This window comes from Trinickia terrae (assembly GCF_005144415.1).
GTDB classification, from domain to species: domain Bacteria; phylum Pseudomonadota; class Gammaproteobacteria; order Burkholderiales; family Burkholderiaceae; genus Trinickia_A; species Trinickia_A terrae.
The window spans coordinates 421,883-447,304 of record NZ_SWJE01000001.1; the positions used below are offsets into that span (position 1 = coordinate 421,883).

At 65.8% G+C, this 25,422-nt stretch carries 22 protein-coding genes, 1 pseudogene and 1 riboswitch; of the genes and pseudogenes, 16 read left to right on the plus strand and 7 right to left on the minus strand.

Features of this window, described 5'->3' with window-relative positions; translation table 11 throughout:
- Positions 1 to 56: 56 nt before the first annotated feature.
- Positions 57 to 1,022, minus strand: coding sequence for a LysR family transcriptional regulator (locus FAZ69_RS01900; protein WP_136892234.1), 966 nt, complete (start codon positions 1,020 to 1,022; stop codon positions 57 to 59).
- Positions 1,023 to 1,267: 245 nt separating this feature from the next.
- Between FAZ69_RS01900 and rhaM the strand changes: the two genes are divergently transcribed.
- The 9 genes from rhaM to FAZ69_RS01945 all read left to right on the plus strand — a co-directional run bounded on the left by rhaM (position 1,268) and on the right by FAZ69_RS01945 (position 10,612).
- Positions 1,268 to 1,582 carry an L-rhamnose mutarotase gene (gene rhaM / locus FAZ69_RS01905; protein WP_136892235.1) on the plus strand — a complete coding sequence of 105 codons (315 nt, stop codon included), beginning with the start codon at positions 1,268 to 1,270 and terminating at the stop codon, positions 1,580 to 1,582.
- 58 nt (positions 1,583 to 1,640) lie between these two features.
- The gene (locus FAZ69_RS01910) at positions 1,641 to 2,534 is read left to right on the plus strand and encodes an amidohydrolase family protein (RefSeq protein WP_136892236.1); all 894 of its coding nucleotides are present in this window, start codon (positions 1,641 to 1,643) and stop codon (positions 2,532 to 2,534) included.
- A gap of 58 nt (positions 2,535 to 2,592) precedes the next feature.
- Entirely contained in the window at positions 2,593 to 4,122 is a 1,530-nt protein-coding gene (locus FAZ69_RS01915) for a sugar ABC transporter ATP-binding protein (protein ID WP_136892237.1), read from the plus strand.
- Positions 4,119 to 5,177: an ABC transporter permease gene (locus FAZ69_RS01920; RefSeq protein ID WP_136892238.1), complete on the plus strand. Its 1,059-nt coding sequence runs from the start codon at positions 4,119 to 4,121 to the stop codon at positions 5,175 to 5,177. Before FAZ69_RS01915 ends, FAZ69_RS01920 begins: the two co-directional genes overlap by 4 nt.
- Positions 5,170 to 6,186 carry an ABC transporter permease gene (locus FAZ69_RS01925; protein ID WP_136892239.1) on the plus strand — a complete coding sequence of 339 codons (1,017 nt, stop codon included), beginning with the start codon at positions 5,170 to 5,172 and terminating at the stop codon, positions 6,184 to 6,186. The genes FAZ69_RS01920 and FAZ69_RS01925 overlap by 8 nt, the downstream gene beginning before the upstream one ends.
- 117 nt (positions 6,187 to 6,303) lie before the next feature.
- On the plus strand, positions 6,304 to 7,275 hold the full coding sequence (rhaS, locus tag FAZ69_RS01930) for a rhamnose ABC transporter substrate-binding protein (RefSeq protein ID WP_439654740.1): 972 nt from the start codon (positions 6,304 to 6,306) through the stop codon (positions 7,273 to 7,275).
- A 177-nt stretch (positions 7,276 to 7,452) separates the two neighbouring features.
- Entirely contained in the window at positions 7,453 to 8,025 is a 573-nt protein-coding gene (locus FAZ69_RS01935; RefSeq protein ID WP_136892241.1) for an H-NS histone family protein, read from the plus strand.
- A 217-nt stretch (positions 8,026 to 8,242) separates the two neighbouring features.
- On the plus strand, positions 8,243 to 8,911 hold the full coding sequence (locus FAZ69_RS01940; RefSeq protein ID WP_136892242.1) for a glutathione S-transferase family protein: 669 nt from the start codon (positions 8,243 to 8,245) through the stop codon (positions 8,909 to 8,911).
- A gap of 96 nt (positions 8,912 to 9,007) precedes the next feature.
- Complete coding sequence (locus FAZ69_RS01945; protein WP_136892243.1) at positions 9,008 to 10,612, plus strand: hybrid sensor histidine kinase/response regulator; 1,605 nt, start codon at positions 9,008 to 9,010, stop codon at positions 10,610 to 10,612.
- Between the two features lie 26 nt (positions 10,613 to 10,638).
- On the opposite strand, the gene FAZ69_RS01950 is transcribed toward FAZ69_RS01945, so the two are convergent.
- Positions 10,639 to 11,265, minus strand: coding sequence for a glutathione S-transferase family protein (locus FAZ69_RS01950; protein ID WP_136892244.1), 627 nt, complete (start codon positions 11,263 to 11,265; stop codon positions 10,639 to 10,641).
- A gap of 158 nt (positions 11,266 to 11,423) precedes the next feature.
- Between FAZ69_RS01950 and FAZ69_RS01955 the strand changes: the two genes are divergently transcribed.
- On the plus strand, positions 11,424 to 13,079 hold the full coding sequence (locus FAZ69_RS01955) for an ATP-binding domain-containing protein (protein ID WP_136892245.1): 1,656 nt from the start codon (positions 11,424 to 11,426) through the stop codon (positions 13,077 to 13,079).
- A gap of 10 nt (positions 13,080 to 13,089) precedes the next feature.
- Here FAZ69_RS01955 and FAZ69_RS01960 read toward each other — a convergent pair whose 3' ends face one another.
- The 3 genes from FAZ69_RS01960 to FAZ69_RS01970 form a co-directional block, all read right to left on the minus strand.
- The gene (locus FAZ69_RS01960; protein WP_136892246.1) at positions 13,090 to 14,634 is read right to left on the minus strand and encodes a methyl-accepting chemotaxis protein; all 1,545 of its coding nucleotides are present in this window, start codon (positions 14,632 to 14,634) and stop codon (positions 13,090 to 13,092) included.
- Between the two features lie 121 nt (positions 14,635 to 14,755).
- Complete coding sequence (locus tag FAZ69_RS01965; protein WP_136892247.1) at positions 14,756 to 15,703, minus strand: phosphoribosyltransferase; 948 nt, start codon at positions 15,701 to 15,703, stop codon at positions 14,756 to 14,758.
- 117 nt (positions 15,704 to 15,820) lie between these two features.
- Positions 15,821 to 16,468, minus strand: coding sequence for a pyridoxamine 5'-phosphate oxidase family protein (locus FAZ69_RS01970; RefSeq protein ID WP_136892248.1), 648 nt, complete (start codon positions 16,466 to 16,468; stop codon positions 15,821 to 15,823).
- A 99-nt stretch (positions 16,469 to 16,567) separates the two neighbouring features.
- Between FAZ69_RS01970 and pdxR the strand changes: the two genes are divergently transcribed.
- The 3 genes from pdxR to FAZ69_RS01985 all read left to right on the plus strand — a co-directional run bounded on the left by pdxR (position 16,568) and on the right by FAZ69_RS01985 (position 20,221).
- Positions 16,568 to 18,037: a MocR-like pyridoxine biosynthesis transcription factor PdxR gene (gene pdxR, locus FAZ69_RS01975; RefSeq protein WP_136892249.1), complete on the plus strand. Its 1,470-nt coding sequence runs from the start codon at positions 16,568 to 16,570 to the stop codon at positions 18,035 to 18,037.
- 520 nt (positions 18,038 to 18,557) lie between these two features.
- Positions 18,558 to 18,827, plus strand: a complete 270-nt coding sequence (locus tag FAZ69_RS01980; protein ID WP_136892250.1) for a YodC family protein — start codon at positions 18,558 to 18,560, stop codon at positions 18,825 to 18,827.
- Between the two features lie 152 nt (positions 18,828 to 18,979).
- Positions 18,980 to 20,221 carry a cytochrome P450 gene (locus FAZ69_RS01985; RefSeq protein ID WP_136892251.1) on the plus strand — a complete coding sequence of 414 codons (1,242 nt, stop codon included), beginning with the start codon at positions 18,980 to 18,982 and terminating at the stop codon, positions 20,219 to 20,221.
- 82 nt (positions 20,222 to 20,303) lie between these two features.
- Here the strand turns inward: FAZ69_RS01985 and FAZ69_RS01990 are convergent.
- Positions 20,304 to 21,000, minus strand: a pseudogene (locus FAZ69_RS01990) (LysE family translocator).
- 39 nt (positions 21,001 to 21,039) lie between these two features.
- Positions 21,040 to 21,123: riboswitch (ZMP/ZTP riboswitch) on the minus strand.
- 93 nt (positions 21,124 to 21,216) lie between these two features.
- Complete coding sequence (locus FAZ69_RS01995; RefSeq protein ID WP_136892252.1) at positions 21,217 to 21,528, minus strand: superinfection immunity protein; 312 nt, start codon at positions 21,526 to 21,528, stop codon at positions 21,217 to 21,219.
- Between the two features lie 173 nt (positions 21,529 to 21,701).
- Between FAZ69_RS01995 and FAZ69_RS02000 the strand changes: the two genes are divergently transcribed.
- The 3 genes from FAZ69_RS02000 to FAZ69_RS02010 all read left to right on the plus strand — a co-directional run bounded on the left by FAZ69_RS02000 (position 21,702) and on the right by FAZ69_RS02010 (position 25,409).
- A complete protein-coding gene (locus FAZ69_RS02000; protein WP_136892253.1) occupies positions 21,702 to 23,165 on the plus strand; it encodes a M20/M25/M40 family metallo-hydrolase in 1,464 nt (487 codons plus the stop codon).
- Between the two features lie 82 nt (positions 23,166 to 23,247).
- A complete protein-coding gene (locus FAZ69_RS02005) occupies positions 23,248 to 24,360 on the plus strand; it encodes a malate/lactate/ureidoglycolate dehydrogenase (RefSeq protein ID WP_136892254.1) in 1,113 nt (370 codons plus the stop codon).
- Between the two features lie 200 nt (positions 24,361 to 24,560).
- Positions 24,561 to 25,409, plus strand: a complete 849-nt coding sequence (locus FAZ69_RS02010; RefSeq protein ID WP_136892255.1) for a crotonase/enoyl-CoA hydratase family protein — start codon at positions 24,561 to 24,563, stop codon at positions 25,407 to 25,409.
- Positions 25,410 to 25,422: the final 13 nt, after the last annotated feature.

A 25,422-nucleotide genomic window follows, 5' to 3' on the forward strand; every position in this document is an offset into this window, starting at 1 on the left:
ATCATCGCCATGAAAAGAGCAGCCACGGTCAAACGCTCCATTGTTTCTGTTTTCCCTTATACGGCTTCGGACTGCCGCCCGCCCGAATACTGCCTCAGCAACTCCACGAACCTCACCGCCGGCTCCGACAACGGCTCTTCCTTACGCACCAGCAGCCCGAACCCTTCCAGGCTTTCGCCGATGTCGATCGGCAACGCCACGAGCAACTTCGCGCGCAAATAATCCCTGACGACCGACTCCGGCAGCATCGCCACCGCATCGGTGTTCTGCAGCAATTGCAGCGTCGCGAAGATCGACGCGCATTCCACGAGATTCGCCGGCGACGCCAACTGCGCCCGCGCCAACTCCTCCTCGAACAATTGCCGCGCAGGGCTCGCGAGCGGCTGCACGACCCAGGGCCAGCCGAGCAAGTCCGCGAGCGATGCGGCGGGAGCCGCCGCGCCGCTAGCAAGCGGATGCACCGAGCGCACCACCAGCATCAGCGATTCGCGTGCAAGCGGCTCGAAGTCGAAGTCGTTGTGCTGCAACGCATTGGTGAAGCGCCCCAGCGCGAGATCCACTTCGCGGCGATGCAGCAATTGCAGTACCTGATCGCTGGTCTCGCCAAGAATGCGCACGTTCAAAAGCGGACGCTCCGCCTTGAGATCGGCAATCGCCATCGCCAGCAAATCGGGTGCCGCGCCCATGATGGCAGCCACAGCGAGCTGACCGTGGCCGCCCTTGCGCCTGACTTCGAGCCCCTCGGCGAAGCGCTGCAAGTCCGCCAGCGAGCGCCGCGCATAGGCGAGGGCCACGACGCCGAGCGGCGTCGGCTGCATGCCGCGCGAATTGCGCTCGAAGAGCAGGAAGCCGAACGCTTCCTCGATGTCGCCGAGCATGCGGCTCGCGCTCGGCTGCGCGACATTGATCGCTTCGGCGGCCTGATGGAGATTGCGCATGTCGTCGAGCGCGACGAGCAAGGCGAGGTGCTTGAACTTGAGACGGTTGACCAGCGCGACGAACGACGACGAAGAGGAGCTCATTGATTCGCTTTAGCGATCGCCCAATCCAAAGAACGGATTGAGATGTTATCGGTGGGCCGATTATAGTCAAAACATATCAACGCCACGCAAACGCCTCAGTGCGCGGGCGAAACAAACCGGAGACAGCGGCACCGCGATGCGTGTCGCACCTTGCGCACTGTTTGCATCGCCGTCTCCGAAGCTCAACGGATTCGCCGGGCCCGCTCTTCGAGCGCTATCCCGGCCGCAACAACAACGAGCCGCAAATGGAGACGATCGCTTTCAGAATGGTGTTGAACCCCGGCATGCGCGACGAATACGCGCGCCGCCATCGCGAACTGTGGCCCGAGCTGGCGCAGGCGCTGCGCGACGCCGGCGTGCACGACTACTCGATCTTTCTCGACGAAGCGACGAACCATCTGTTCGCCGTCCTCAAGCGAGCGCCCGGCCACACGATGGATCGCCTTCCGCAACTCGACGTGATGCGCCGCTGGTGGGACTACATGGCCGACATCATGCAGACCGAAGGGGACGGCACGCCAGTCGCGACGCCTTTGGTCCAAGTCTTTCATTTGCCTTGAAAGTCCATACCCGGTTCTTCAACGGACTTCCCTTTTTGAACGCTTAGCGAGAACCCCGATGCTAGTCGTCGATTCACACGTCCATTTTTGGGACTTGAGCGCCCATCACTATCCGTGGCTTGCGAATCCCAGCATGTCGTTTGTCGGCGATGCGCGTGACTTGAAGCACGATTATTTGCCGGCCGACCTGATCGAAGACGCTGCCGAGATCGAGTTGCTGAAGGTGGTCCACGTCGAAGCGAATTACGATCCGGCGAACCCGGTCGGCGAGACGCGCTGGCTGCAGTCGCTGGCCGACACGCGCCGCGGCCGCGATTTCCCGAATGCGATCGTCGCCGCCGCGGACTTGTCGCAAAGCAATGCGCAGGCCGTGCTCGAAGCGCATAGGGAGTACGCCAATACGCGCGGCATCCGCCAGATTCTCAACCGCCATTCCGATCCGCTCTACAACTACGTGCAGCAGGACTATCTGCATGACGACACCTGGCGCCGCAATTTCGGCTTGCTCGCGCGCTATGGGCTGTCGTTCGACTTGCAGATCTATCCGTCGCAGATGGCCGATGCCGCGGCGCTCGCCCGTGCGCATCCCGACACGCTGCTGATCCTCAATCACGCGGGCATGTTCGTCGATCGCGACAGCGTCGCGGGTTATCGCGCATGGCGCGACGGGCTGCGGCTGCTCGCGTCGTGCGAGAACGTCGCCGTGAAGATCAGCGGGCTGGCGATGTTCGATCACCGCTGGACGGTCGAAAGCTTGCGCCCGTATGTGCTGGAGACCATCGACGCATTCGGCGTCGAACGCGCGATGTTCGCGTCGAACTTCCCGGTCGATCGCTTGTTCGGCACTTATGCCGCGTTGTGGCAGGCGTATGCGGCGATCGTCGCGGGGGCTAGCGAGAGCGAGCGCGATGCGCTGTTCAAGACCAACGCCCAGCGCTGCTACCGGATCTGAAGGCGGCGGCTTATCGATGCTCCATCGGCGAGGCGCCATTGACCAATGCAAGGCAGGCATGACCACATCGACCCATCCGGCACCGCGTCTCACGCTCGCGCGTGCGACCAAGACCTTCGGGCGCGTGCGCGCGCTCGAGAACGGCAACCTCACGCTCTGGCCCGGCGAAGTTCACGCGCTGCTCGGCGAGAACGGCGCGGGCAAATCGACGCTCGTGAAGATCCTCGCGGGCGTGCATCGCCCCGACGGCGGCGAACTGACGATAGACGGCCAGGCGCGCGTATTCCACGATCCCGCTGACGCGCGCAGCGCAGGCATCGCGGTGATCTACCAGGAACCGACGCTGTTCTTCGACCTGTCGATCGCCGAGAACATCTACATGGGACGCCAGCCGACCGACGCGCTGGGGCGTATCCGCTACGACGAGATGCATCGCGAGGTCGACGCGCTGCTCGCGTCGCTCGGCGTGAACCTGCGGGCGCAGCGGCTCGTGCGGGGCTTGTCGATCGCGGACCAGCAGGTGGTCGAGATCGCAAAGGCGCTTTCGCTCAACGCGAACGTGCTCATCATGGACGAGCCGACTGCCGCGCTTTCGCTGCCCGAAGTCGAGCGTCTGTTTACGATCGTCAGGAAGCTGCGCGCGGACGGCGTCGCGATTCTCTTCATCACGCACCGGCTCGACGAGGTGTTCGCGCTGACCGAGCGCGTGACGATCATGCGCGACGGCGCCACCGTCGAGACCGCGATGACCGGCACGCTGACCACCGAGCAGATCGTCGCCAAGATGGTGGGTCGCGATCTCGACACGTTCTATCCGAAGGCCGACGTGACGCCGGGCGAGGTGCGGCTGTCGGTGCGCGGCCTGACACGCGCCGGCGTGTTCAAGGACGTGTCGTTCGAGGTGCGCGCGGGCGAGATCGTTGCGCTGGCCGGGCTCGTCGGGGCGGGCCGCAGCGAAGTCGCGCGCGCGATCTTCGGGATCGACATGCCCGATGCGGGAGAGGTCCGCGTCGCGGGAGCGCGCGTCCCGCCCGGCAAGCCGGCCGCCGCCGTGCGGGCAGGCATCGCGCTCGTGCCGGAGGACAGGCGCGCGCAAGGGCTGGCGCTCGAGCTGAGCATCGCGCGCAACGCCTCGTTGACCGTGCTCGGCCGCCTCGTGCGGCATGGACTCATTTCATCGAATAGCGAAACGAAGCTGGCGGCGTATTGGGGCGAGCGCCTGCGGCTCAAGGCGGCGAGCCTCGACGCGCCGGCCGGCACGCTCTCGGGCGGCAACCAGCAGAAGGTCGTGCTCGGTAAATGGCTCGCGACCGATCCGCGCGTCCTCATCATCGACGAGCCGACGCGCGGTATAGACGTCGGCGCGAAAGCCGAGGTCTACCGGACGCTATCCGACCTCGTGCGCGAGGGCATGGCCGTGCTGATGATCTCGAGCGAGCTGCCCGAAGTGCTCGGCATGGCGGACCGCGTGCTGGTGATGCACGAAGGGCGCATCAGCGCGAGCCTGCCGCGCGCGCAGGCCACCGAACAAAGCATCATGGGCGCCGCGCTCGGCGGCACGCCCGTCACCATGGGACACGCGGCATGACCCGGCATTCTTCCACGGCGCCCGCTGGCGCGCATCATCACGCACCGGGCTTGCCCGCTCTCAGACTCGGACGGATCGCGGCCGTCGTCGCGCAAAGCCGCGAGACGACGCTCTTCGTCGTGCTGATCCTGCTCGTAGGCGGCACGGCGCTCGCGCGGCCCGAGTTCCTGAACCTGCAGAACCTGCGCGACGTGCTCCTGAACGTGTCGATCATCAGCCTGCTGACGGCGGGGATGACAGTGGTCATGCTGATGCGGCACATCGATTTGTCGGTCAGCTCGACGGTCGGCATCAGCGCCTATACGGTGGGCAGCCTGTTCGTCGCCTATCCGAACCTGCCGATCGCCGGCGCGCTCGCCGCGGGTATCGCGATCGGGCTGGTGGCGGGGGCGATCAACGGCACGCTCGTGACGTTCGGGCGTGTGCCTTCGCTGGTGGCGACCTTGTCGACGCTCTATATCTTCCGCGGCGCCGGCTACGCCTGGGTCCATGGCGGCCAGATCAACTCGACGAGCCTGCCCGACGCGTTTCAGCGGCTCGCCACTGGAACGCTCCTCGGTGTGCCGAACCTCGTCGTGATGGCGGCAGCCGTGCTGATCGCGCTCGCGATTTATCTCAAGCAGTTCCGAGCCGGGCGCGAGCATTACGCGATCGGCTCGAATCCGGAGGCCGCGGTGCTCGCGGGCATCAAGGTCGAGCGGCGCGTGTTTGCCGGCTTCCTGCTGTCGGGGGCGATCGCCGGGCTCGCGGGCGTGCTGTGGCTCGCGCGCTTCGGCACCGTCGACGCCGGCACGGGCAAGGGCATCGAGTTGCAGGTGGTGGCGTCCGCCGTCGTCGGCAGTGTGGCGATCACGGGCGGTGTCGGCACGGTGCTCGGCGCGACGCTCGGCGCGCTCGTGCTCGGCGTGATCAATATCGCGCTCGTCGTGCTGCGCGTGTCGCCGTTCTGGCAGCAGGCTATCCAAGGGGCGCTGATCGTCGCGGCCATCACGGTCGATACGCTGCTTGCCCGCTCCGTTGCCAAACGCATGATGAGGAAACGCGATCATGGCTAAACCCAATTCCATCCCGGCCGTTCGCAAGCGCGAGTTTCGCGTCACCTGGGAGGCGGCGCTTGGCCTTGTGCTCGTGCTGGCGCTCGTGTTCGGCAGCACGCTCTCGCCGATGTTCATCAGCAGCGCGAACCTCGGCAACATGCTCGCCGATTTCACCGAAATCGCGCTGATGGCGCTGCCCATGACGCTCATCATCGTCACCGCGGAAATCGATTTGTCGGTGGCGTCGGTGCTCGGCGCGTCGAGCGCGCTGATGGGCGTGCTATGGCATATGGGCTTGCCGATGCCGGCCGTCATCGCGCTGGTGCTGGTTTTCGGCGCATTGGCCGGGTTCCTGAACGGCTTCGTGATCGTGCGCTTCAACCTGCCGTCGCTCGCCGTCACGATCGGCACGCTCGCGCTCTTTCGCGGGCTCGCCTATGTGCTGCTCGGCGATCAGGCGGTCGCCGATTTTCCGGCCGGCTATACCGCGTTCGGGATGAATAACGTCGGCAGCACGTTCCTGCCGCAGCCGTTCATCCTCGTCATCGTCGGCGCGATCGTCTTCAGTGTGCTGCTGCATCGCACGGCGTTCGGGCGCAGCCTCTTCGCGATCGGCGCGAACCCGACAGCCGCCGCGTTCTCCGGCATCGACGTCGCGCGCGTCAAGCTCAAGCTGTTCGTCATGTCCGGTTTCGTGAGCGCGCTGGCGGGCGTCGTCTACACGCTGCGTTTCACCAGCGCGCGCGGCGACAACGGCGAAGGCTTCGAGCTGTCGGTGATCGCGGCAGTGCTGTTCGGCGGCGTGAGCATCTTCGGCGGACGCGGCTCGATGATCGGCGTGCTGCTCTCGCTCGTGATCATCGGCGTGCTGCGCAATGCGCTGACGCTCAACGACGTATCGAGCGAAACGCTGACGATCGTGACCGGCGCGCTGCTGCTGTCGTCGGTGCTGATCCCGAATCTGATCGCGCGCTGGCGCAATATCCGCGAGCGGCGCTCGCTGATGCGCGCGGCGGCTTCGCGCTGATTCCTTCTATACCAACAACCGCTTGGGGCTCCGAATGGCGGGGTCCGGGCGTCTATCAGGAGACTTGCTATGGCTGGGCATTTGCGTTTCTTTCTTCGCGGCATCGGCAAGCCGCTGATGTGCGCCGCGCTGGTGGTGGCGACATGTGCGGCTAGCGCCGCCGATATCAAGTCCGGTCTGAAGATCGCCTTCGTGCCGAAGCAGATCAATAACCCTTACGAAGTGACCGCCGATAACGGCGGCATGGATGCGATCAAGGAATTCGGCGGCGACGGCAAGGTGGTCGGGCCGTCGGATGCGGGCGCTTCGTCGCAGGTTTCGTACATCAATACGCTCGTCACGCAGCGCCAGAGCGCGATCGTGATCGCCGCCAACGATGCGAATGCACTCGTTCCTTACCTCAAGCGGGCGATGTCGCAAGGCATCAAGGTCGTGACCTTCGATTCGGACACGGCGCCTGCCGGACGGCAACTGTTCGTCAACCAAGCGAATGCCGAATCGATCGGGCGCGGGCAGATTCAATTGCTGTCGAAGCTGATCGGCGGCGAGGGCGAATTCGCAATTCTTTCGGCGACGCCGAATGCGACGAATCAGAATACCTGGATCAAGTGGATGCAGGAGGAATTGAAAAAGCCCGAATACGCGAAGATGAAGCTCGTCAAGATCGCCTATGGCAACGATGACGACCAGAAGTCGTTTGTCGAAACTCAAGGCTTGCTGCAGGCGTATCCCAATCTCAAGGGCATCGTCGCGCCGACTTCGGTGGGCGTCGCGGCGGCGGCTCGCTATTTGTCGACTTCGCCTAAGAAAGGGCAGGTCGTGGTGACGGGGCTTGGCACGCCGAACCAGATGCGCGCGTTCATCAAGAATGGAACCGTCAAGGCATTCCAATTGTGGGATCCGGGTCAATTGGGTTATCTGGCGGCTTATGCCGCGGCCAACCTGGCGTCGGGGACGATCACCGGCAAGGAAGGCGAATCCTTTGACGCGGGCAAGCTCGGCAAGCGGACGATCGGCAAGGACGGCGAGATCATCCTTGGGCCGCCGACGACATTCGATGCGAGCAATATCGATAATTTCAATTTCTAACCCGATTGGGGCCGACAGGCGGCTGCACCGCAACAAGCTTCTTTCCTAAGAACCGGTGTTGTTTTTAGCGCCCTTTTGGGCGCTTTTTTATTGTTCTTTACCGCGCGGGGGCAGATAGCGTTAGTCAATCCGGGCAACCCGTGGCATAGTCACGCAAATTGTTCTTTAGGAGAAAAGATGGCTACGCTCAAGCAAATCCAAAGCCGAATCGAAAAGCTGCAGGCGCAAGCGGAGAGCTTGCTCGCTAAACGCGCGTCGGTCGTGATCGCGGAAATCCGCGCCATGATGGATAAACATGGTTTGACCACCGCCGATATCGACGCCCATACGCCGAAGAAGCGCGGGCCGAAGCCCAAGGGCGCCGCCTCGCTGGCAGGCGCGCCGGGCAAGGTCAAAGGCCTCACGGCCGCGGGCAAGATGCCGCCGAAGTACCGCGATCCGGCGACCGGCGCGACCTGGAGCGGCCATGCGCGTCCGCCGGCATGGATCAAGGATGCAAAAGACCGCTCAGTCTTCCTGATCGACAAGTCGGCCGCGGGCGCTTCCGAGGCAAAGCCTGCTGCCGCTAAAAAGGCTCCCGCCGCCCAGAAGGCGCGTGGCGTAAAACGGGCGGTGACGCGCAAGGCCGCCGCCAAGAAGACGGCAACGGCAAAACCCGCCAAGACCAGCAAAGCGGCCAAACCGGCCGCAACGCGCAGCAAGCGCCGCACTACCGCTGCCAAAAGCGCTGCCAAAAGCGCTGCCGCCTGAGACTCGCGGCGCACCCGCCGCGGCGTGATGGACGGTATCGGGTTGCACTTCGGATCGGATTTGTCCGTTCCCAAGTGCAACGTGAATTAAGCGCGGCACGAATCGATTCGTCTGGCGAATGCGCTTTTTTGCAATTTTGTTGTCAATTTTTCATACCGGAAATGCCTATTTTGGCTCGCCGGCAGGCTGAAGCGCAGCCAAGAAAAAGGACCCGCCGATGCTCGTCGTCCATCACCTGAACAACTCGCGCTCGCAGCGCGTGCTGTGGATGCTGGAGGAACTCGGCGTCGAGTACGACGTGCGCCGCTACGAGCGGGACCGCGTGACGATGCTCGCGCCGCCCGAGCTGCGTGCCGTCCATCCGCTCGGCAAGTCGCCGGTCGTGACCGACGGGGCGCTGACGCTGGCGGAGTCCGGCGCAATTCTTGAATATCTCGTCGAGCGCTACGGCAACGGGCGCTTCATGCCGCCGCCAGGCACGCCCGAGCGAGCGCGCCATACCTATTGGATGCACTACGCCGAGGGGTCGGCGATGCCGCCGCTCTTGCTCAAGCTCGTCGCCTTGCGCATCGCGGCAGCGAAGGCGCCGTTCTTCGTCAAGCCGATTGCACGCAAGATCTCTGAGAAGCTGCAAGCGGATTTCGTCGATCCGCAACTGAATCTGCACTTCGGCTATATTGCCGGCCAATTGAGCGCAACCGGCTGGTTCGCGGGCAACGATTTCACGGCCGCCGACATTCAAATGAGCTTTCCGCTGGAAGCAGGCGCGAAGCGCGCGGGCGCGGCAAAGCATCCGAACATCCTGGCGTTTCTCGAACGCATTCACGCTCGCCCGGCATATCGGCGAGCGCTGGCGCGGGGCGGTCCTTACGACCTTTTGGATTGACCGCCGTTGCGGATAGCGAACATCGGCATAAGCCTTGCTTGAGGCAAATGTGAGCGGCTGGTTGGGCCGCGTCCTTTTAGCGAGCCCGCCACCGATATGCACCCGGACAATCCAGCCTCAGAGCATGCTTTCTCCGCCGCCGCGCGCGACCTTGTCGCGCCGCCCGAAGAGCGCTTCCGAATTCTCGTCGAAGCCGTCGAAGACTACGCGATCGTCATGCTCGATCGCGATGGCTGCATCGCGAGCTGGAACACCGGCGCGCAGAAGATCAAAGGCTATTCGGCGCGCGAAATCATGGGGCGGCATTTTTCCATCTTCTATCCGCCCGACGACGTGGCGGCGCGCAAGCCGGAGCGGGAGCTCGAGACGGCGACGCGAATCGGGCGCGTCGAGGACGAAGGCTGGCGCGTGCGCAAGGACGGTTCGATGTTCTGGGCCAACGCGGTGATCACGGCAGTCTACGAAACGCGAGACGGCAAACGCGAGTTGTGCGGTTTCGCAAAGGTGACCCGCGACATGACAGAACGCAAGCGGCTACGCGAGCTCGAAGTGGCGAGCCAGCACATGAACGAGTTTCTCGCCACGCTCGCACACGAGTTGCGCAATCCGCTCGCGCCGGTGCGCAACGCGCTGAGCGTGATGATGCTCGAGCCGTTCGCGAGCCCGACGGTCAAGCAATGCCGCGACATGATCGACCGGCAGATTACCCATCTCACCCGTCTCGTCGACGACCTGCTCGACGTGGGCCGCGTGACGACGGGCAAGATCGTGCTGCGCCTCGAGCCGGTCGACATGAAAGACGTGATGATCCGCGCCATCGAGATGATGCGTCCGCACCTCGACATGCGGGAGCAAGCGATCGACGTCTCCTATCCGAAAACGCGCATCATGGTGAACGGCGACTTGGCGCGTCTCGTGCAAATCGCGCAGAACTTGCTCAGCAACGCGTCGAAGTTCTCGGAGCCGAAAACGCGGATCGGCATGTCGCTGCACCAGGAGGGGAATCTGGCCACGCTGCGCGTGACCGATAGCGGCTGCGGGGTCGAGCCCGATGCGCTCGATTCGATCTTCGATCTGTTCATGCAGGCCGACAACCAGCTCGAGCGCAAGGAAGGCGGGCTCGGCGTCGGCTTGACGCTGTGCCGGTGGCTCGCCGAGATGCACGGTGGCGCGGTGACGGTGGCGAGCGCCGGCCGCGGGCAGGGGGCCACGTTTACGTTGCGTCTGCCGCGGATCGCGGCGACGTCGAAAGACGCCGAGCCGGATGGCGCCGCACCGGTGGCGGCTGAGCCGGGCGGAAACGACGATCGCAACATGCTGCACATCCTGATCGTCGACGACAACCGCGACTCGGCCGACAGCATGGCGATGCTGATGACCCTCAAGGGGCATCGCGTGCGGGTGGCCTATAGCGGCCTGCAGGCGCTGGAGATGGCGAGCGCCGAACGCGTGGACGTCGCGCTGATCGACATCGCGATGCCGGGCGCGGACGGCTTCGCGGTATTGCGGCAGTTGAAGGCGATACCGGCGACGAAGGAGGTGCTGTACGCGGCCATGACCGGCTTCGGCCAGGCGAGCGACATGGAGCGCTCGCTGCAGGGCGGATTCGACGCGCATCTGACGAAGCCGGTGCCGTTGGCCCTGATCGATTCGCTGCTGCAGCGCGCGATCGAGCGGCGCGGCGGGGGAGAGGCGCACTAGCGCGCGTGGTCCCCATCAGTGCGGCGTCAAGTGAGCGGCAAATCGATGTGCTTCTTGAACGGCGCGCGCTGTTCGAGCCGCGAATACCAGCGCTCGAGATTCGGCATCGACGGCCGTTCGACACCCTGCAGCCCGAACCAGCGCTTGGCGAACGCGCCGAGCACGATGTCGGCGATCGTGAACTTGTCGCTCTCCAGGAAGAATCGGCCGCTCAGATGGTCGTCGAGCAGCTTCCAGCGCGCCGTGACGGTCTTCAGGTCCGCTTCGAACTGAGCGAGGTTGCGCTCGGCGGCGCTCGTGCGCACGACGCTCATGAACACCGGCCGCTCGGCGGGCTGCAGTGCCGAGAGCGACCAGTCGAGCCAGCGGTCGATGCTCGCGCGCAGCTTCGGCTCGGCGGGGTAGAGCTGGCTCGCGGGTCCGTACTGTGTGACGAGATAGCGCAGGATCGAGTTCGACTCCCAGAGCACGAAGGTCCCGTCGACAAGCGTCGGGATCTGGCCGTTCGGATTGAGGCTCAGGTAGTCGGGATCGCGAACGCGGCCGAACTGCAGGCCGGCGTCGATGCGCTCGAACGGCAGGCTCAGTTCGTCGCAGCACCAGAGCACCTTCTGAACGTTGACCGAGTTGGCGCGTCCCCAGATTTTCAGCATTTGTCCATTCCTCCCATAAGCGGCGTCTCGTTGCCCGCTACGATACACGATCAGCCTGACGAGCCGCCTGCCGTGGCGGGACGGCCCTGCCCAGCGTTTTGCCTCGACAAATTTGTACAATACGGAGAACTTCGAAGGTCCTGCGAGGAGGCACCCGAATGGCCCGCATTGTCCCGGACGACTGGAAGCAATTGACCGCCGTCGGCGCCGCCGAACGCGAGCGCGAGACGCTGGCGCGCTTCGAGACGGCGCTGCCCGACGGCTACACCGTCTATCACGGCGTGCATTGGACGCGCCTGAACCAGAGCTTTTCGGTATTCGGCGAAGCGGACTTCGTGATCGTGAGTCCGGCGGGCCGCGTGCTGATCGTCGAGCAGAAGGCCGGGTTTCTGCGCGAGACGCCCAAGGGGCTCGTCAAGGTGTACCTGCAGACCGAGCGCAACGTGTCGATTCAATTGGCGCGCACGATCGAGGGGATGCATCGGCGCTTTACAGCGGCCTTCGGCGCGGGCACCTACTGCATCGAAGAGCTGCTGTATTGCCCCGACTATGTCGTGAAGAATGCGGCGATCGCGGGCGTGAATCCCGATCGCATCGTCGATGCGACGCGCAAGGATCGCCTCGCGGCGATCGTCCTCCAGGCGCTTCCGGCCGACGAGCCGCGACTCTCATGCGCGCCGAAAATCCACCACTTCCTGGCCGACGAACTGGCGCTGACGCCCGACGCGAGCGCGCTCGTCGGCCAGGCGGGCACGCTCGTCACGCGGCTTGCCGGCGGTCTCGCCACCTGGGCGCGCCGGCTCGAGTTCACGCCGTTCCGGCTGCGCGTGATCGGCACCGCCGGCTCGGGCAAGACGCAACTGGCGGTGCAGGTGATGAAGGATGCGGTCGCGAGCGGCAAGCGTCCGCTCTATGTCTGCTTCAACCGGCCGCTGGCGGATCACATCGCGCGCGTCGCGCCGCCCGAGGCGAAAGTTGCGAACTACCACCAGCTCTGCGACTGGATCGCGCGCGACGCGGGGCGCACGCCCGATTTCCAGTCCCCCGACATCTTCAGCCGTCTCGAGACGACCTTCGCCGATGCGCCGATCGATGCGCGCTGGCAATTCGACATCCTGATCGTCGACGAGGGGCAGGATTTCCAGCAGCCGTGGGTCGATGCGCTGGCGCGGCTCGTGGCGCCCGGCGGTGCGTGGTGGTGGCTCGAAGATCCGCTGCAGAACCTCTACATGCGCGAGCCCGTGGCGTTGCCGGGCTGGACGGTGCTCAAGGAAATGACGAACTACCGCAGCCCGCGCGACATCCTCGACTACGTGCGCGACATCGTCGGCGAGCCGGTGCCGCTCGCGGCGAGCCTGGCATCGGGCAGCCCGTTCGACGGCTCGGAGATCGCCGTGTCCGCCTATGACGCCGCGAGCGGGGACGGCGCCATCGAGGCGACCAAGCGCGCCATCACTCAGGCTCTCTCGCTCGGCTTCCGGAAGCAGGACATCGCGGTGCTGTCGTTTCGCGGACGCGAAGGCTCAGCGCTGACCGCGCTCGATCATCTCGGCCCGCACCGGCTGCGCAGCTTCACGGGCAAGTACGATTTGTTCGGCAACCCCGAGTATCGCGAGGGCGACGTGCTGCTCGAATCGATCTATCGCTTCAAGGGGCAGTCGGCGCCGTGCGTGATCCTGACCGAGGTCGATTTCGAAGCCTTCGACGAACGCAGCGCGCGCAAGCTCTTCGTCGGCGCGACGCGGGCGACGATGAAGCTGATCGTCGTCGCGTCGCAGCGTGCGGCGCGCCATCTGCGCGGCGGCGAGGCGTGACTCGCTCTCTCTACGCAACCTGAAACGTCGACACCGCGCGCCGCAAGCCGTCGGCCTGCTCCTCGAGCGACGCGGCCGCCGCCGCGGCCTGCTCGACGAGCGCGGCGTTCTGCTGCGAGACCTCGTCCATCTGCGACACCGCGCGGTTCACCTGCTCGATCCCGTCGCTCTGCTCGTGCGAGGCGGCGGCGATCTCGTTCATGATGTCGGTGACGTGGCGCACCGCGCTCTGGATGTCCTGCATCGTTGCGCCCGCCGAGCTGACGAGCCGCGAGCCGGCCGCCACGCGCTGCGCCGATTCGCCGATCAGCTCCTTGATCTCTTTCGCGGCCACCGCCGAGCGCTGCGCGAGCGTGCGCACTTCGCCCGCGACGACCGCGAAGCCGCGGCCTTGCTCGCCGGCGCGCGCGGCCTCGACCGCCGCGTTCAGCGCGAGGATGTTGGTCTGGAACGCGATGCTCTCGATCACGCCGATGATGTCGACTATCTTTTGCGAGCTGCGGTCGATCTCGTTCATCGTCCCGACGACTTCGCCGACCACCGAGCCGCCCTTGCTCGCGATCTGCTGCGCGTTGTCGGCGAGCGTCTGAGCTTCGCGCGCGTTGTCGGCGTTCTGCTTCACCGTCGCCGTGAGCTCCTCCATGCTGGCGGCGGTCTGCTGCAGCGCCGCCGCTTGCTCTTCGGTGCGCTGCGACAGGTCGGAGTTGCCGGCCGCGATCTCGCGCGTGGCCGTCGCGATCGATTCGGAGCCGTGCGTGACCTTGCGCACCGTGTCGGTCAGGCTGCGCTGCATCGTCTGCAGACCCTTCGTGAGCTCGCCCATTTCGTCCTGCGAGCGCGTCTCGATGCGGGCCGTCAGGTCGCCGCCGGCGATGCGCTTGAAGTGATCGAGGATCTCCGCGAGCGGGCGCCCGATCGCGCGCTGCAGGCTGAACGCGCAGCCCGCGCACGTTACGAGGCCGAGCACGATCAGGATGCCGTTGATCCAGGAGAGCGTCGTGAAGCGGTCCTGCGCCGCTTCGAAGGACTGCTGGCCGTGCGTGTGCTGATACTCGTCGAGCGCGTTGGTCAGCTTCGACAGCGCAACCGAAAGCGGCGGGATGGTCTTCATCGTGAGCGTGTCGGCGCTCTCGCGGTCGCCTTTTTTCAGCGCATCGACGAGCGGCAGGATCGCCTGCTGCAAGAAGGTCTGGCGCGCGGAGGCGATGGCGCTGTAGAGCGCTTCTTGCTCGGCGTTGCGCGGTATCGCCTCATAGTCCTTCCAAGCCTTGTCTGAGATCGCCTGGTAGTTGAGCGCCTTGTCGATCAGCGCGGGCACTTCGGGCGAATCGGGGTGAATGAGCACGCGATCGAGCGTGGTGCGGACGATGAGCAGGTTCAGCTTGGACTCGTCGAGCGCGATTTGCGATGCCAACTGGTGCGAGTAGGCGTGTTCCAGCGCGCGATTGCTCGCTTGCATGCCGATCTGGCCGAGCAGGCCGATGACGATGAGCAAGACCCCGAGCAGGCCGAGCGTGCTGTAGAGGCGGGCTTTGATGGACAGGCGTTTGAACATGGCGGGCGCGATCGGACGAGGGAAAAACGCTTGCCGGCGACGCGCGGGCGCAACCGGGTGTCACGGGAGCGACATCCGGTGATTACGGCAACCTGTCGGGAAAACTTGAGGGGCGCCGCGCTCAGCGCCAGTGAGCCGCACTGACGAGCGTGCCCCGGTTCTGCTGCGCGTCCCACCAGATCACGCGCAAAAGCGGCGCGAGCCGCGAGATCAGGATCGCCTGCAAGGGGTCGCTTTCGATGAAATGCGTGATGCCGAGCGCACGTATCGCCGCGGCCTTGTGCTCGGCGGCGCCTTGCGGGCCTTCGCCGTGGCTCGCGGGGTCGCGCATGACGAGTTCGAGGCCGCCGAAGCCGTGCCGGTCGAGCCAGGCCTGGGTGCGGCCGCGGTCCGCCTCGGGGCGGCCGGTGACGATGGCGCGCACCGTATCGAGCGCGATGCCGGGCAGCGTTTCGAACGGCGCGAGCGCATCGCGCTCGATCAAGGCCGCGGCGAGGTCTTCGTCGTAGCGGGCAAGCGGAATGTCGGGCAGGAGGATGCCGTCGAGATCGATCGCATAGGCGGCGTACTCGTGGTCCTCCGCCATCCGCCCGCGTCCCCCGGCGACGGCCTGATCCCAGTCCGAGCGGTAGCGTTCGGTATGGGCCTGCCGCTCCCACGGAAAGTGCGCGAAATAGCCGGCCGCATCGATCCCGTAGTCGGGGCGCACGCGGCTCAGCTCGTCGTAAGCGGCAGTAAGCGTTTTTACGGCGAGGCCATGCTGCTCCAGAAACGCGACGCAGTCGGCCATCGTGAAGCCTCGGCCCGAGATGTCCTCGCATAGCAGGACCTTGGCGCCGCGCGGCGGCATCGGCAGCGAGCAGTCCCAGGCGACGGTGCGCGTCGCGCGGTCATAGCGCAGGAAGGCGACGGGCACGCCCGCCGCGTGCGAGACCATCAGCGCGAGCGGCGCGCCGCCGCGCAGGATGCCGATGGCCATCGCGAAGTCTTCGGCGATGAGCGCCGGCTGCAGCGATTCGATCCAGTGGTCGAGGTGTTCGTACGTCAGGGGGAGGATCGGTCTGGGCATGGCGATGCTGCCGGCGCGAGGGGGTTGCCGCATGAGGAAGGGCAACATTATGCATCGCGAAAGCGCCGGCAGCGCGTTTGCCCGCACCGGGCGAGGGGTTGGGGCGGGAGCCTGCTGTCAGTCTGCTGCCCACTTCGCGACGTAGTCCGGCATGCGGCTCATGGGGCCGTCCGGAATCGGCGTTTGTCCGGCCGTCGTCATTGGCAGCACGCCTGCCCAGACGTCGCGCGACATATCCTCTTCGCTATCGTGAGGGCCGCCCGTGCGGATCTTGCATGCCGCTTCCGCGAGCGAGACGCGCAGCACGGTCGTCGCGGCCAGCTCGGTGGCGTCGCCGGGCCGCGCTTCGCGCGAGCGGCCCGGCGCGAGCTTCTCCATGAACGCATCGAGACGGCCCGCCTTGCGTTCGTCTGGGATGCGCTCGAATACGCCGTAGATCACCGCGGACCGGTAATTCATCGAATGATTGAACGCCGAGCGTGCGAGCACGAGCCCGTCGATGTGCGTGATCGTCACGCAGACCTGCAGGCCGGCGGCGGCCACCTTCAGCATGCGGCTGCCGTTCGAGCCGTGGATATACAGATGGTCGTCCTCGCGCCAGCAGGCGGTCGGGATGCAGTGCGTGCCTTTGTCGTCGTTGAAGGCGATGTGGCAAACGTAGGCGGCGTCGATGATCGCGTGGAGCGTTTCTTTGTCGTAGCGTCCTCGATCAGCTTCGCGGCGTACGCGGGTGCGGTCCGAAACGGGGGCGGTGGTCTGGGTCATTGAAGAGGGGGCTCCAAGTGGGTGGGTCAGCGTGCAGAATAGCGATTTCGTGGCACCATGATTAGACCCACGGATCATGCAGATATTGGAACCACGACTATGGACTACGGCCTGCTCGTCTCGACCTTCACGCATCGAAACCAGACGCGCGGGCTCACGCAGCAGCGGCTTCTCTACGAGTGCCTGCGACAGGCCATTCTCGAGGGCCGTCTTGCCCAAGGCAGCCGGCTGGCCTCGTCGCGCGCGCTCGCCGAAGAGCTCGGCATGGCCCGCAATTCGGTGCTGTACGCGTATGAGAGGCTGGCCGACGAGGGTTTCGTCGCCGCCACGCGGCAAGGCTCGGAGGTGGCTCGCGTCGGGCTCGTGCGGCCGGAGCCCGCGCCGGTCGCCGCGGGCCGGGAGGTTGCGCTCGCGCGGCGCGTCGAGGGGCTGTACCGCGAGAGCGTCGCCCACGGTGAGCAGAAGCCGTTTCGCCTCGGTATCCCCGCGCTCGACGAGTTTCCGCTCGCGCAATGGCGGTCCTCGCTCGAGCGCGCGTGGCGCACGATTGGCCCGCAGCATCTCGGCTACGGCAATATCGAAGGCCATCCTGCGTTGCGGCATGCGATCGCCGAGCATCTGAAGGTGTCGCGCGGCGTGCGCTGCGAGATCGACCAGGTCTTCATCACGGACGGCACGCAAAGCAGCCTCGACCACTGCGCGCGCCTCTTCGCCGATCCGGGCGAGCCCGTCTGGCTCGAGAACCCGGGCTATAACGGCGCGCGCGCCGCGTTCCGGTCGGCGGGCCTGACGATCGTGCCGATTCCCGTCGACGCGGACGGCATCGCGCCCAGCGCGAAGGACTGGCGGCGCGCGCCGCCGAAGCTCGTCTACGTGACCCCGTCGCATCAGTATCCGCTCGGCAGCGTGCTGAGCCTGGAGCGCCGTCTGTGGCTGATCGAAGAGGCGCGCAAGACCGGCGCCTGGATCATCGAGGACGACTACGACAGCGAGTTTCGCCACGACGGCCCGCCCTTGCCCGCGGTGCAGGGGCTGACCGCCGATGCGCCGGTCATTTATCTCGGCACCTTCAGCAAGACGATGTTTCCGTCGTTGCGCCTCGGGTTCATGGTCGTGCCGGCGGCGCTGACGGCCGCGGCAGCGGGGCCGCTCGGGGCTCTCGCGCGGCGCGGCCGCTTGGCCGAGCAGATCGCGCTGGCCGATTTCATCGAGAGCGGGCTCTACACGCGGCACCTGCGGCGCATGCGGCGTCTCTACGCCGAGCGGCGCGATGCGCTCAGCGACGCGCTGCGCAGGCATTTGGGCGGGATGCTCACGGTCTCGGCCGGCGCGGGCGGCATGCACCTGAGCGCGCAGCTCACGGCGCCCATCGCGGATGTCGACGTCTGCGCGGCCGCGCGCCAGGCCGGGCTGATCGTGCCGCCGCTCAGCGCCTACTGCCTGCCGTGCGTCGATATAGCGCGCTATAACGGTTTAGCACTTGGTTATGCTGGCGTGCCGTCCGGGAATATGGACGGACTCGCCCAGCAGCTCGCCTGCATTCTCGGCAGTTTCAAAACAAATCGTTAAAACCGAAAACGTTTCCGCAAAATTCGCATAAAACTCAATGTGATTTTCATGTGAATTAAGCTGTATTTGTTGTTCGGTCAAAAATTCCATGCGCAATAGTTTGACTTTGCGCGATCGGTATAAATGTCTGACTTGAGGCAAGATATGTGGGGCGGGTAGCGGCGATGCCATGTGCCGTTTGGCGCCTCCCTATCCAGGCCGTCAGGTGGGCGCTGCAGCAGAAATGCATCAGTCCTGCCTCGAGTGTTTCTCAGCCCGAAAATCAGTATTGCGATTTTACGCATCGAGGTGGCGGTATGTCTGAGGGAAGCTTCTGCTACCCTTTGACGGGTGCTCCGGATAAACCCGGGAGCCGAAGGGTTTTGGTTAAAATCGCTTGTAGAACAAATATTCTATTGTTAGCCTACTTCCACGTTGGGGGATTTCCTTTTGGCAGCCGGGGTTGAGGTTCAAATCTGATTCTTGTGTTCATCGGCGCACAAACTTCGACGAACGAGCTTAAATCTATATCGGGGCGTATATGCTTACAGCTACCTGCACACAGATGGCACAGTTTTTCGTAGGCGACGTGGTGACGCTCAAGGCGGGCGGACCGCGAATGACCATTACCTATATCGGACCCGTGCGATACGCCGAGGGCGATTGGCTGCGCTGCGAGTGGTTCGACGACCGCGGCGAGCTGCGCCAGGACCTGTTTTCCCAGGACGACGTCAAGCGCGAGCCGCGCTCCATCGCTCCGGGCTCCATGCACCTGCGCACCTACGCGAGTCCAGTCCGCTCGTCTTTCTAGACGATTCCGTGGGTTTCGTAGTCTTGTGCTTCGGCGGCCTCAGGGCCGCCGAAGCCGTTTGGCGGCATCCCTGCCGGAGCATGCAACGCATGCGTGCATATTTCGCTTCAACCTGAAGCGTCGAGCCTCATCCGGCGGGCATACTTTCCGGCATGAATCCAATCGATCCCATCGATGCGGTCGCTCATGCCGACCCTTATCCCTACTACGCCGGGCTCACGGCCAATGCGCCATTCGTGTTCGAGCCGCGGCTGCGGCTATGGCTCGCGGCGAGCGCGGAGGCTGTCACGGAGGTGCTGGCGCATCCCGAGCTGCGCGTGAGGCCCGCAGCCGAGCCCGTGCCAAAGGCGATCGCCGGCGCACCGTCGGGCGAGGTGTTTGCGCGGCTCGCCCGCATGAACGACGGCGCGCCGCATCGAGCGCCGAAGCTCGCTTTGCAGCACGTGCTCGGCGGTCTCGACCTGCAAGCGGTGTCCACGCTTGCGCGCGGCATTGCTGCGGATTCCGAGCGTGAGCTGCAGCGGCCGGGCGATTTGTCGGCGTGGCTGTTCGAGACGCCGGTGCAGGTCGTCGCGTCGTTGCTCGGCTTTGCCGACGAGACGTTGCCTGGCGTCGTCGCATGGATGGCTGATTTCGTCGCCTGTCTTTCCCCGTTGAGTACGCCGGAGCAACTGGCCCGCGCGAACGACGCAGCGCGTGTGCTTGTGCAGCGCGTCGAGTCGTTGGTTGCGCATGCGGCAGCGAGAGAGGGGACGCAGGGCGATCGTTCGTCGGCCCCGGGGATGTCCGGCGGCGCATCGCTCGTGGCGCTCGTGCGGCGGGAAGCGGAGGCAACCGGCTGGGAGGATGCCGATGCGCTGGCCGCGAATCTCGTCGGCTTGCTGTCGCAGACCTACGAGGCGACCGCGGGCTTGATCGGCAATACCGTCGTGGCGCTGATCACGCAGCCGGGTGTGGAAAGCGAGGTGAGGCGCGCGCCGGACAGGCTCGCCGGCCTGATTCGCGAGACGAGCCGCTTCGACTCGCCCGTGCAAAACACACGGCGTTTCGTTGCGGCGGATACGACGGTTTGCGGCGAGCGTCTGGAGGCGGGCGCGGCGATCCTTGTGCTGCTGGCTGCGGCGAACCGCGACCCGGCCGCGAATGCGCGGCCGCACGAGTTCCTGCTCGACCGTCCGCGGCGGCGCGTGTTCGGCTTCGGCCACGGCATGCATGCATGCCCGGGCGAACAATTGGCATACACGATCGCTTCGGCGGCTGTCGGCGTGCTGCTGGAGCGCACCACGCTCGCGGGGCGAGACGATCTCGACTGGTCCTATCGCGCGTCGGCCAATGCGCGGTTGCCGGTCTTCACCGCTATGCGCGACGCACGGCCAGCCGCCCGCGCCGGATAAGCGCTATTGGTATACGGTCGAATGTATACGGTATGCCAATGCCGAGCTCGCTTTGGCACGGGCGGTGCCGGCAAGTGCGGCCTCAGCGCCGCGCTTCGGTCGCCATCCGCACGGCGAGCCCCGCGAGCACCGTGCCCATCAGCCAGCGCTGAACCAGGATCCAGGTAGGCCGGTTGCCGAGAAACGCGGCGATCGAGCCCGCCATGACGGCGATCGTCGCATTGACACAGACGCTGACGGCGATTTGTGTCGTCCCCAGCGCAAGCGATTGCGCGAGCACGCTGCCGTGCGACGGATCGATGAACTGCGGCAGCAGCGACAGGTACAGCACGGCCGCCTTCGGATTCAGCAGGTTGGTGACGAGCCCCATCGCGAACAGCTTGCGCGGACTGTCCTTGGGCAACTCCCGGATCTGGAACGGCGAGCGTCCGCCGGGCTTGAGCGCTTGCCACGCGAGATACAGCAGATACAACGCGCCGCCGAATCGCAGCGCATCGTAGGCGTACGGCACGGCGAGCACCAGCACCGTAATGCCGAATGCCGCGCACAACATATAGAAGACAAAGCCGAGCGCGACGCCGCAAAGCGAGATCAGGCCGGCAGTGCGGCCCTGGCTGATCGAGCGGGAGATCAGGTGCGACGCCGCAAAGCGAGATCAGGCCGGCAGTGCGGCCCTGGCTGATCGAGCGGGAGATCAGGTAGATCATGTTCGGCCCGGGCGTGAGCACCATGCCGAGGGCAACCAGGCCGAAAGTGAAGAGGCGGGGAAAGTCGGGCATTGCCAACACTCCAATGAGACGAGTCAATGGGTCAGGTCAGGACAATGCCCAGGCGCGCGGCGGCACAGCGCTTCGCGTTCCCTGATGGTGATCCATCTCGAAGCGCCAGTTACGCGAGCCCGGCGATTATTGCACGCTTTTTGGGATGACGTGGACGAGGAAGGACGGCTGCGGTCGCGCTTCGCCCGCCATCACCCGATCAAGCGCTCGACGGCGTCAATTGCGCGCCCGGTCGCGCTTGGCGGCGCGCGCCTGCACGCGCTCCGCAAGCCCTTTGGAGAAAGTGCTCAGGCTGAGCAGGCGGCGCTTGCTCTTCACTTCGTCGGCGACATCGGCCGGAGGATTCGGCTGGAACGCCCAATACAGCGCGATGAGCCAGCCGACGACGGTCCACCCGAGGCAGGCATTGAAAAGCGCGATGAGCAGGACATCGAGGCGCTTGCGGCGGTCGGCGACGATTGCCGGCAGGAAATAGGCGGCGAGCGCACCAATGACTTCGGCGGTCTGAATGACGATTCCGCCTTGCATGACGGGTTCTCCAAAGGGTGGGGTATGCCGATTGTCGCGCGATTGTACGGTTCATGCATCGAGATAGCCGATGCTTGCGCCGAGCCGTTCCGTCGCCGGTGCGCGCGGCCGGCAAGGGCGACCCCGATCGGTACTATCATGTGCGTTTCGACCGACCGATCGGACAATCGAACATGACTTCCGCCGCCACGACTTCGCAGACCGCGCAACTCGATCACGACGCGCTCGTCGCGTTCGTCGACCGCAAATGGAACGACGAGATCGTTCCCGCACTGACCGACTACATCGCCGTGCCGGCCAAGAGTCCCGCGTTCGACGCGGACTGGGCGCGTCACGGTTTCATCGAGCGCGTGGTGACCGACGCCGCGCAATGGGCCGAGACGCAACCGGTGCGCGGCCTGAAGCTCGAGATCGTGCGCTTGCCGGGCCGCACGCCGGTGATCTTCTTCGAGTCGCCCGCCACGCGCTCGGGCAGCACCGAGACGATCGTGCTCTACGGTCACCTCGACAAGCAGCCGGAGTTCGACGGCTGGCGCAACGACCTCGGCCCCTGGCAGCCCAAGCTCGAGGACGGCAAGCTGTACGGCCGCGGCGGCGCCGACGACGGCTACGCAATCTACGCGAGCATCAGCGCGCTGGCTGCGCTCGATGCGCAGGGCGTCGAGCGGCCGCGCTGCGTCGGGCTGATCGAAACCTGCGAGGAATCGGGCAGCTACGATCTGCTGCCGTACGTCGACGCATTGCGCGACAAGCTCGGCGTGGTCGGTCTCGTCGTCTGCCTCGACTCGGGCGCGGGCAACTACGATCAGCTCTGGCTGACCACGTCGCTGCGCGGGCTCGTCTCCGGCGGCCTCGAAGTCGAGGTGCTCGACGAAGGGATCCATTCGGGCGGCTACGGCGGTATTGCGCCATCGAGCTTCCGCATCATGCGGCAATTGTTTGCGCGTCTCGAGGATGCCGCCACCGGCGACCTGCTGCCACAGGCGTTCCATTGCCCGATTCCGGCGAACCGGCTGAACGAAACCAAGGTGACGGCGGGCATTCTCGGCGACAGCGTTTGGAAGACCGTCCCGTTCGCCTGCGGCCAGGACGGCAAGCCGGTGCTGCCCACCACGACCGACGCCTGCGAAGCGCTCTTGAACTCGACGTGGAGGCCGTCGCTGTCGGTGACGGGCGCGCAGGGGCTGCCGCCGCTCGCGAGCGCGGGCAACGTGCTGCGTCCGCGCACGGCGTTCAAGCTGTCGCTGCGGGTGCCGCCGCTCGTCGACGCGGCGAAGGCCGTCGCCGACCTGAAGCAGCTCCTGGAGCTCGACCCGCCGTACAACGCGAAGGTCACGTTCAAGCCGGACCCGAGCGCGGCCAACGGCTGGAGCGCGCCCGATCTCGCGCCGTGGCTGCAGACGGCGCTCGACGCGGCCTCGCAAGCGCACTACGGCGCCAACTGCGCGTACATCGGGCAGGGCGGCACGATTCCGCTGATGAACGTGCTGCAAGCGGGCTTCCCGAAATCGCAGTTCATGGTATGCGGCGTGCTGGGGCCGAAGTCGAACGCGCACGGGCCGAACGAGTTCCTGCATGTGCCGTACGCGAAGAAGCTGACGGCGGCGGTCGCTCAGGTGATCGCCGCGGCGCCCTGAGCGCTCGGAGCAGGCCGAACCTCGCGCCGAGCCGCCTCGAATCCCAACCTTTGTCCACACCTGGGCGACACCTGAATCACCGATGACCGATACCCGCGCGACCGACCAGCCGGAGCTGCGTCTCCAAGCCGACGAACTGCATGCCTATGTCTGCGCCATCTGGGAGCGAGCGGGAAGCAGTGCCCGCGAAGCGCGGCTGGTCGCCGACCATCTGGTGGCGGCGAACCTGGCGGGCCACGATTCGCACGGCGTCGGGATGATCCCGCGCTACGCCGATTCGCTGCACGACAACGAGCTGAAGCTGAATCGCCACGCCGAGATCATTCGCGACGCCGGCGCGGTGCTCACCGTGGACGGCGGCAAGGGCTTCGGGCAGGTGGCCGGCTTCGAGGCGATGGAGCTCGGCGTCGAGCGGGCGAAGCGGCACGGCATCTGCGCGGTCGGCCTGCGCGGCGCTCACCATCTCGGCCGCATCGGGCATTGGGGCGAGCAATGCGCGGCAGCGGGGATGGCGTCGTTCCATTTCGTGAACGTGGCGGGCGATCCGCTCGTCGCCCCGTTCGGCGGCGCCGATCGCCGCTTCGGCACGAACCCGTTCTGCGCCGCGTATCCGCGCGATGGCAAGCCGCCGTTCGTGCTCGACTTCGCGACGAGCGCGATCGCCTACGGCAAGACGCGGGTCGCCTACAACAAGGGCAAGACGGTGCCGGCCGATTGCCTGATCGACGCCGAAGGGCGGCCGACGATCGAGCCCAAGGTGATGCACGAAACGCCGTTCGGCGCGCTGCTGCCGTTCGCCGCGCACAAGGGCTACGGCCTCGCGGTGCTGTGCGAGCTGTTTGGCGGCGCGCTCACCGGCGGCCTCACGACGCACGCGGCGACGCTCGAAACGACCAATGCGATCGTCAACGGAATGCTGTCGATCATCATCGATCCGCAGGCCTTCGACGCGCACGACGGACAGGCGCAGGCCGAGGCGTTCGTCGCGTGGGCGAAGGCGTCGCCGCTCGCGGCCGGCGCCGGGCAGGTCCTCATGCCCGGCGAGCCCGAGCTCGCCACGCAGGCGGCGCGCCGCGCGCAGGGCATTCCGATCGATCCGGCGACCTGGCAGCAGATCAGCGACGCCGCACTCGAACTCGGCATGACCACCGGCGAAATCGGTCGATACAGCGAGAGCGCACGCCGTTCCGCTTGACGCATCATCCGTGGCTCGTCTTGCTCGAGGCGAGCCCGGCGCCCTCATCAGCCATCCCCGCCATCCAGGAACGACGCGCAGCGCTGCGCGTCTCTTCCTGACTTTCCCGAGATGAGTCGGGCGTAGAAGTTTTTTCGATTAGGTCTCCTTTAGGCTAGGGGCTTCACCCACCCTCAATAACGTCAAAAAGGGAGCTCCCTATGCATCTCGGAAATCATCAATCGTGCAGGCTGTTTGTCGAGGCAGGTCATTTGTCGCAGCTGGCGGCCCATTACGAGGAAGGGCGCAACGTCATGTGGATGATGCTGCGCGCGCGGCCCGGACCGTACTTCAGCCTTGCGCTCGCGCAGGACATCCTGGCGCTGGCGCGCGCCGCGCGCGAATCGCTGGTGCCGATCGACTTCTGGGTCACGGGCTCGCTGACACCGGAGACGTTCAGCGCCGGCAGCGACTTCGGCTTTTTTGCCGCCGCGATCCGCTCGGGCCAGCGTGAGCGGATCGCGGCGTACCTGCAAGCCTGCGTCGAATGCGTGCATGCGGTGGCGAGCGGTTTCGACACCGGCGCGATCACGATTGCGATGGTCGAAGGCGCGGCGCTCGGCGGTGGTTTCGCGGCGGCGTTGGCGCATCACTTCGTGCTGGCGCAAAGCGATGCGAGCCTCGGCTTTCCGGAGATCGCCTGCAATCTGTTTCCGAGCATGGGCGGCTACGTGCTGGCGGCGCGCAAGGGGGGCACGCGCCTCGCCGAAGAGCTGGCCGGCAGCGGCGCGGTGCACGCCGCCGAATGGCACGCGCGCCACGGTCTCGTCGATCAGCTATTCAGCCCCGGCGAGGGGTATCTGGCGACGCGCACATTCATCGACGCGATGCGCCCGAAGCTGCACGGCATGCGCGCGATGATCCGCGCGCGGCAGCGCATGTCGCAGCTCACGCGCGCCGAGCTCGCGGAGCTGACGGAGGACTGGATCGACGCGGCGCTCGCGATCGGCGAACAGGACCTCTTCTGCATGGAGCGGCTCGCCTTGCTGCAACGCCTGCCCGAGGCTTAGCCGAGTCCGGCGC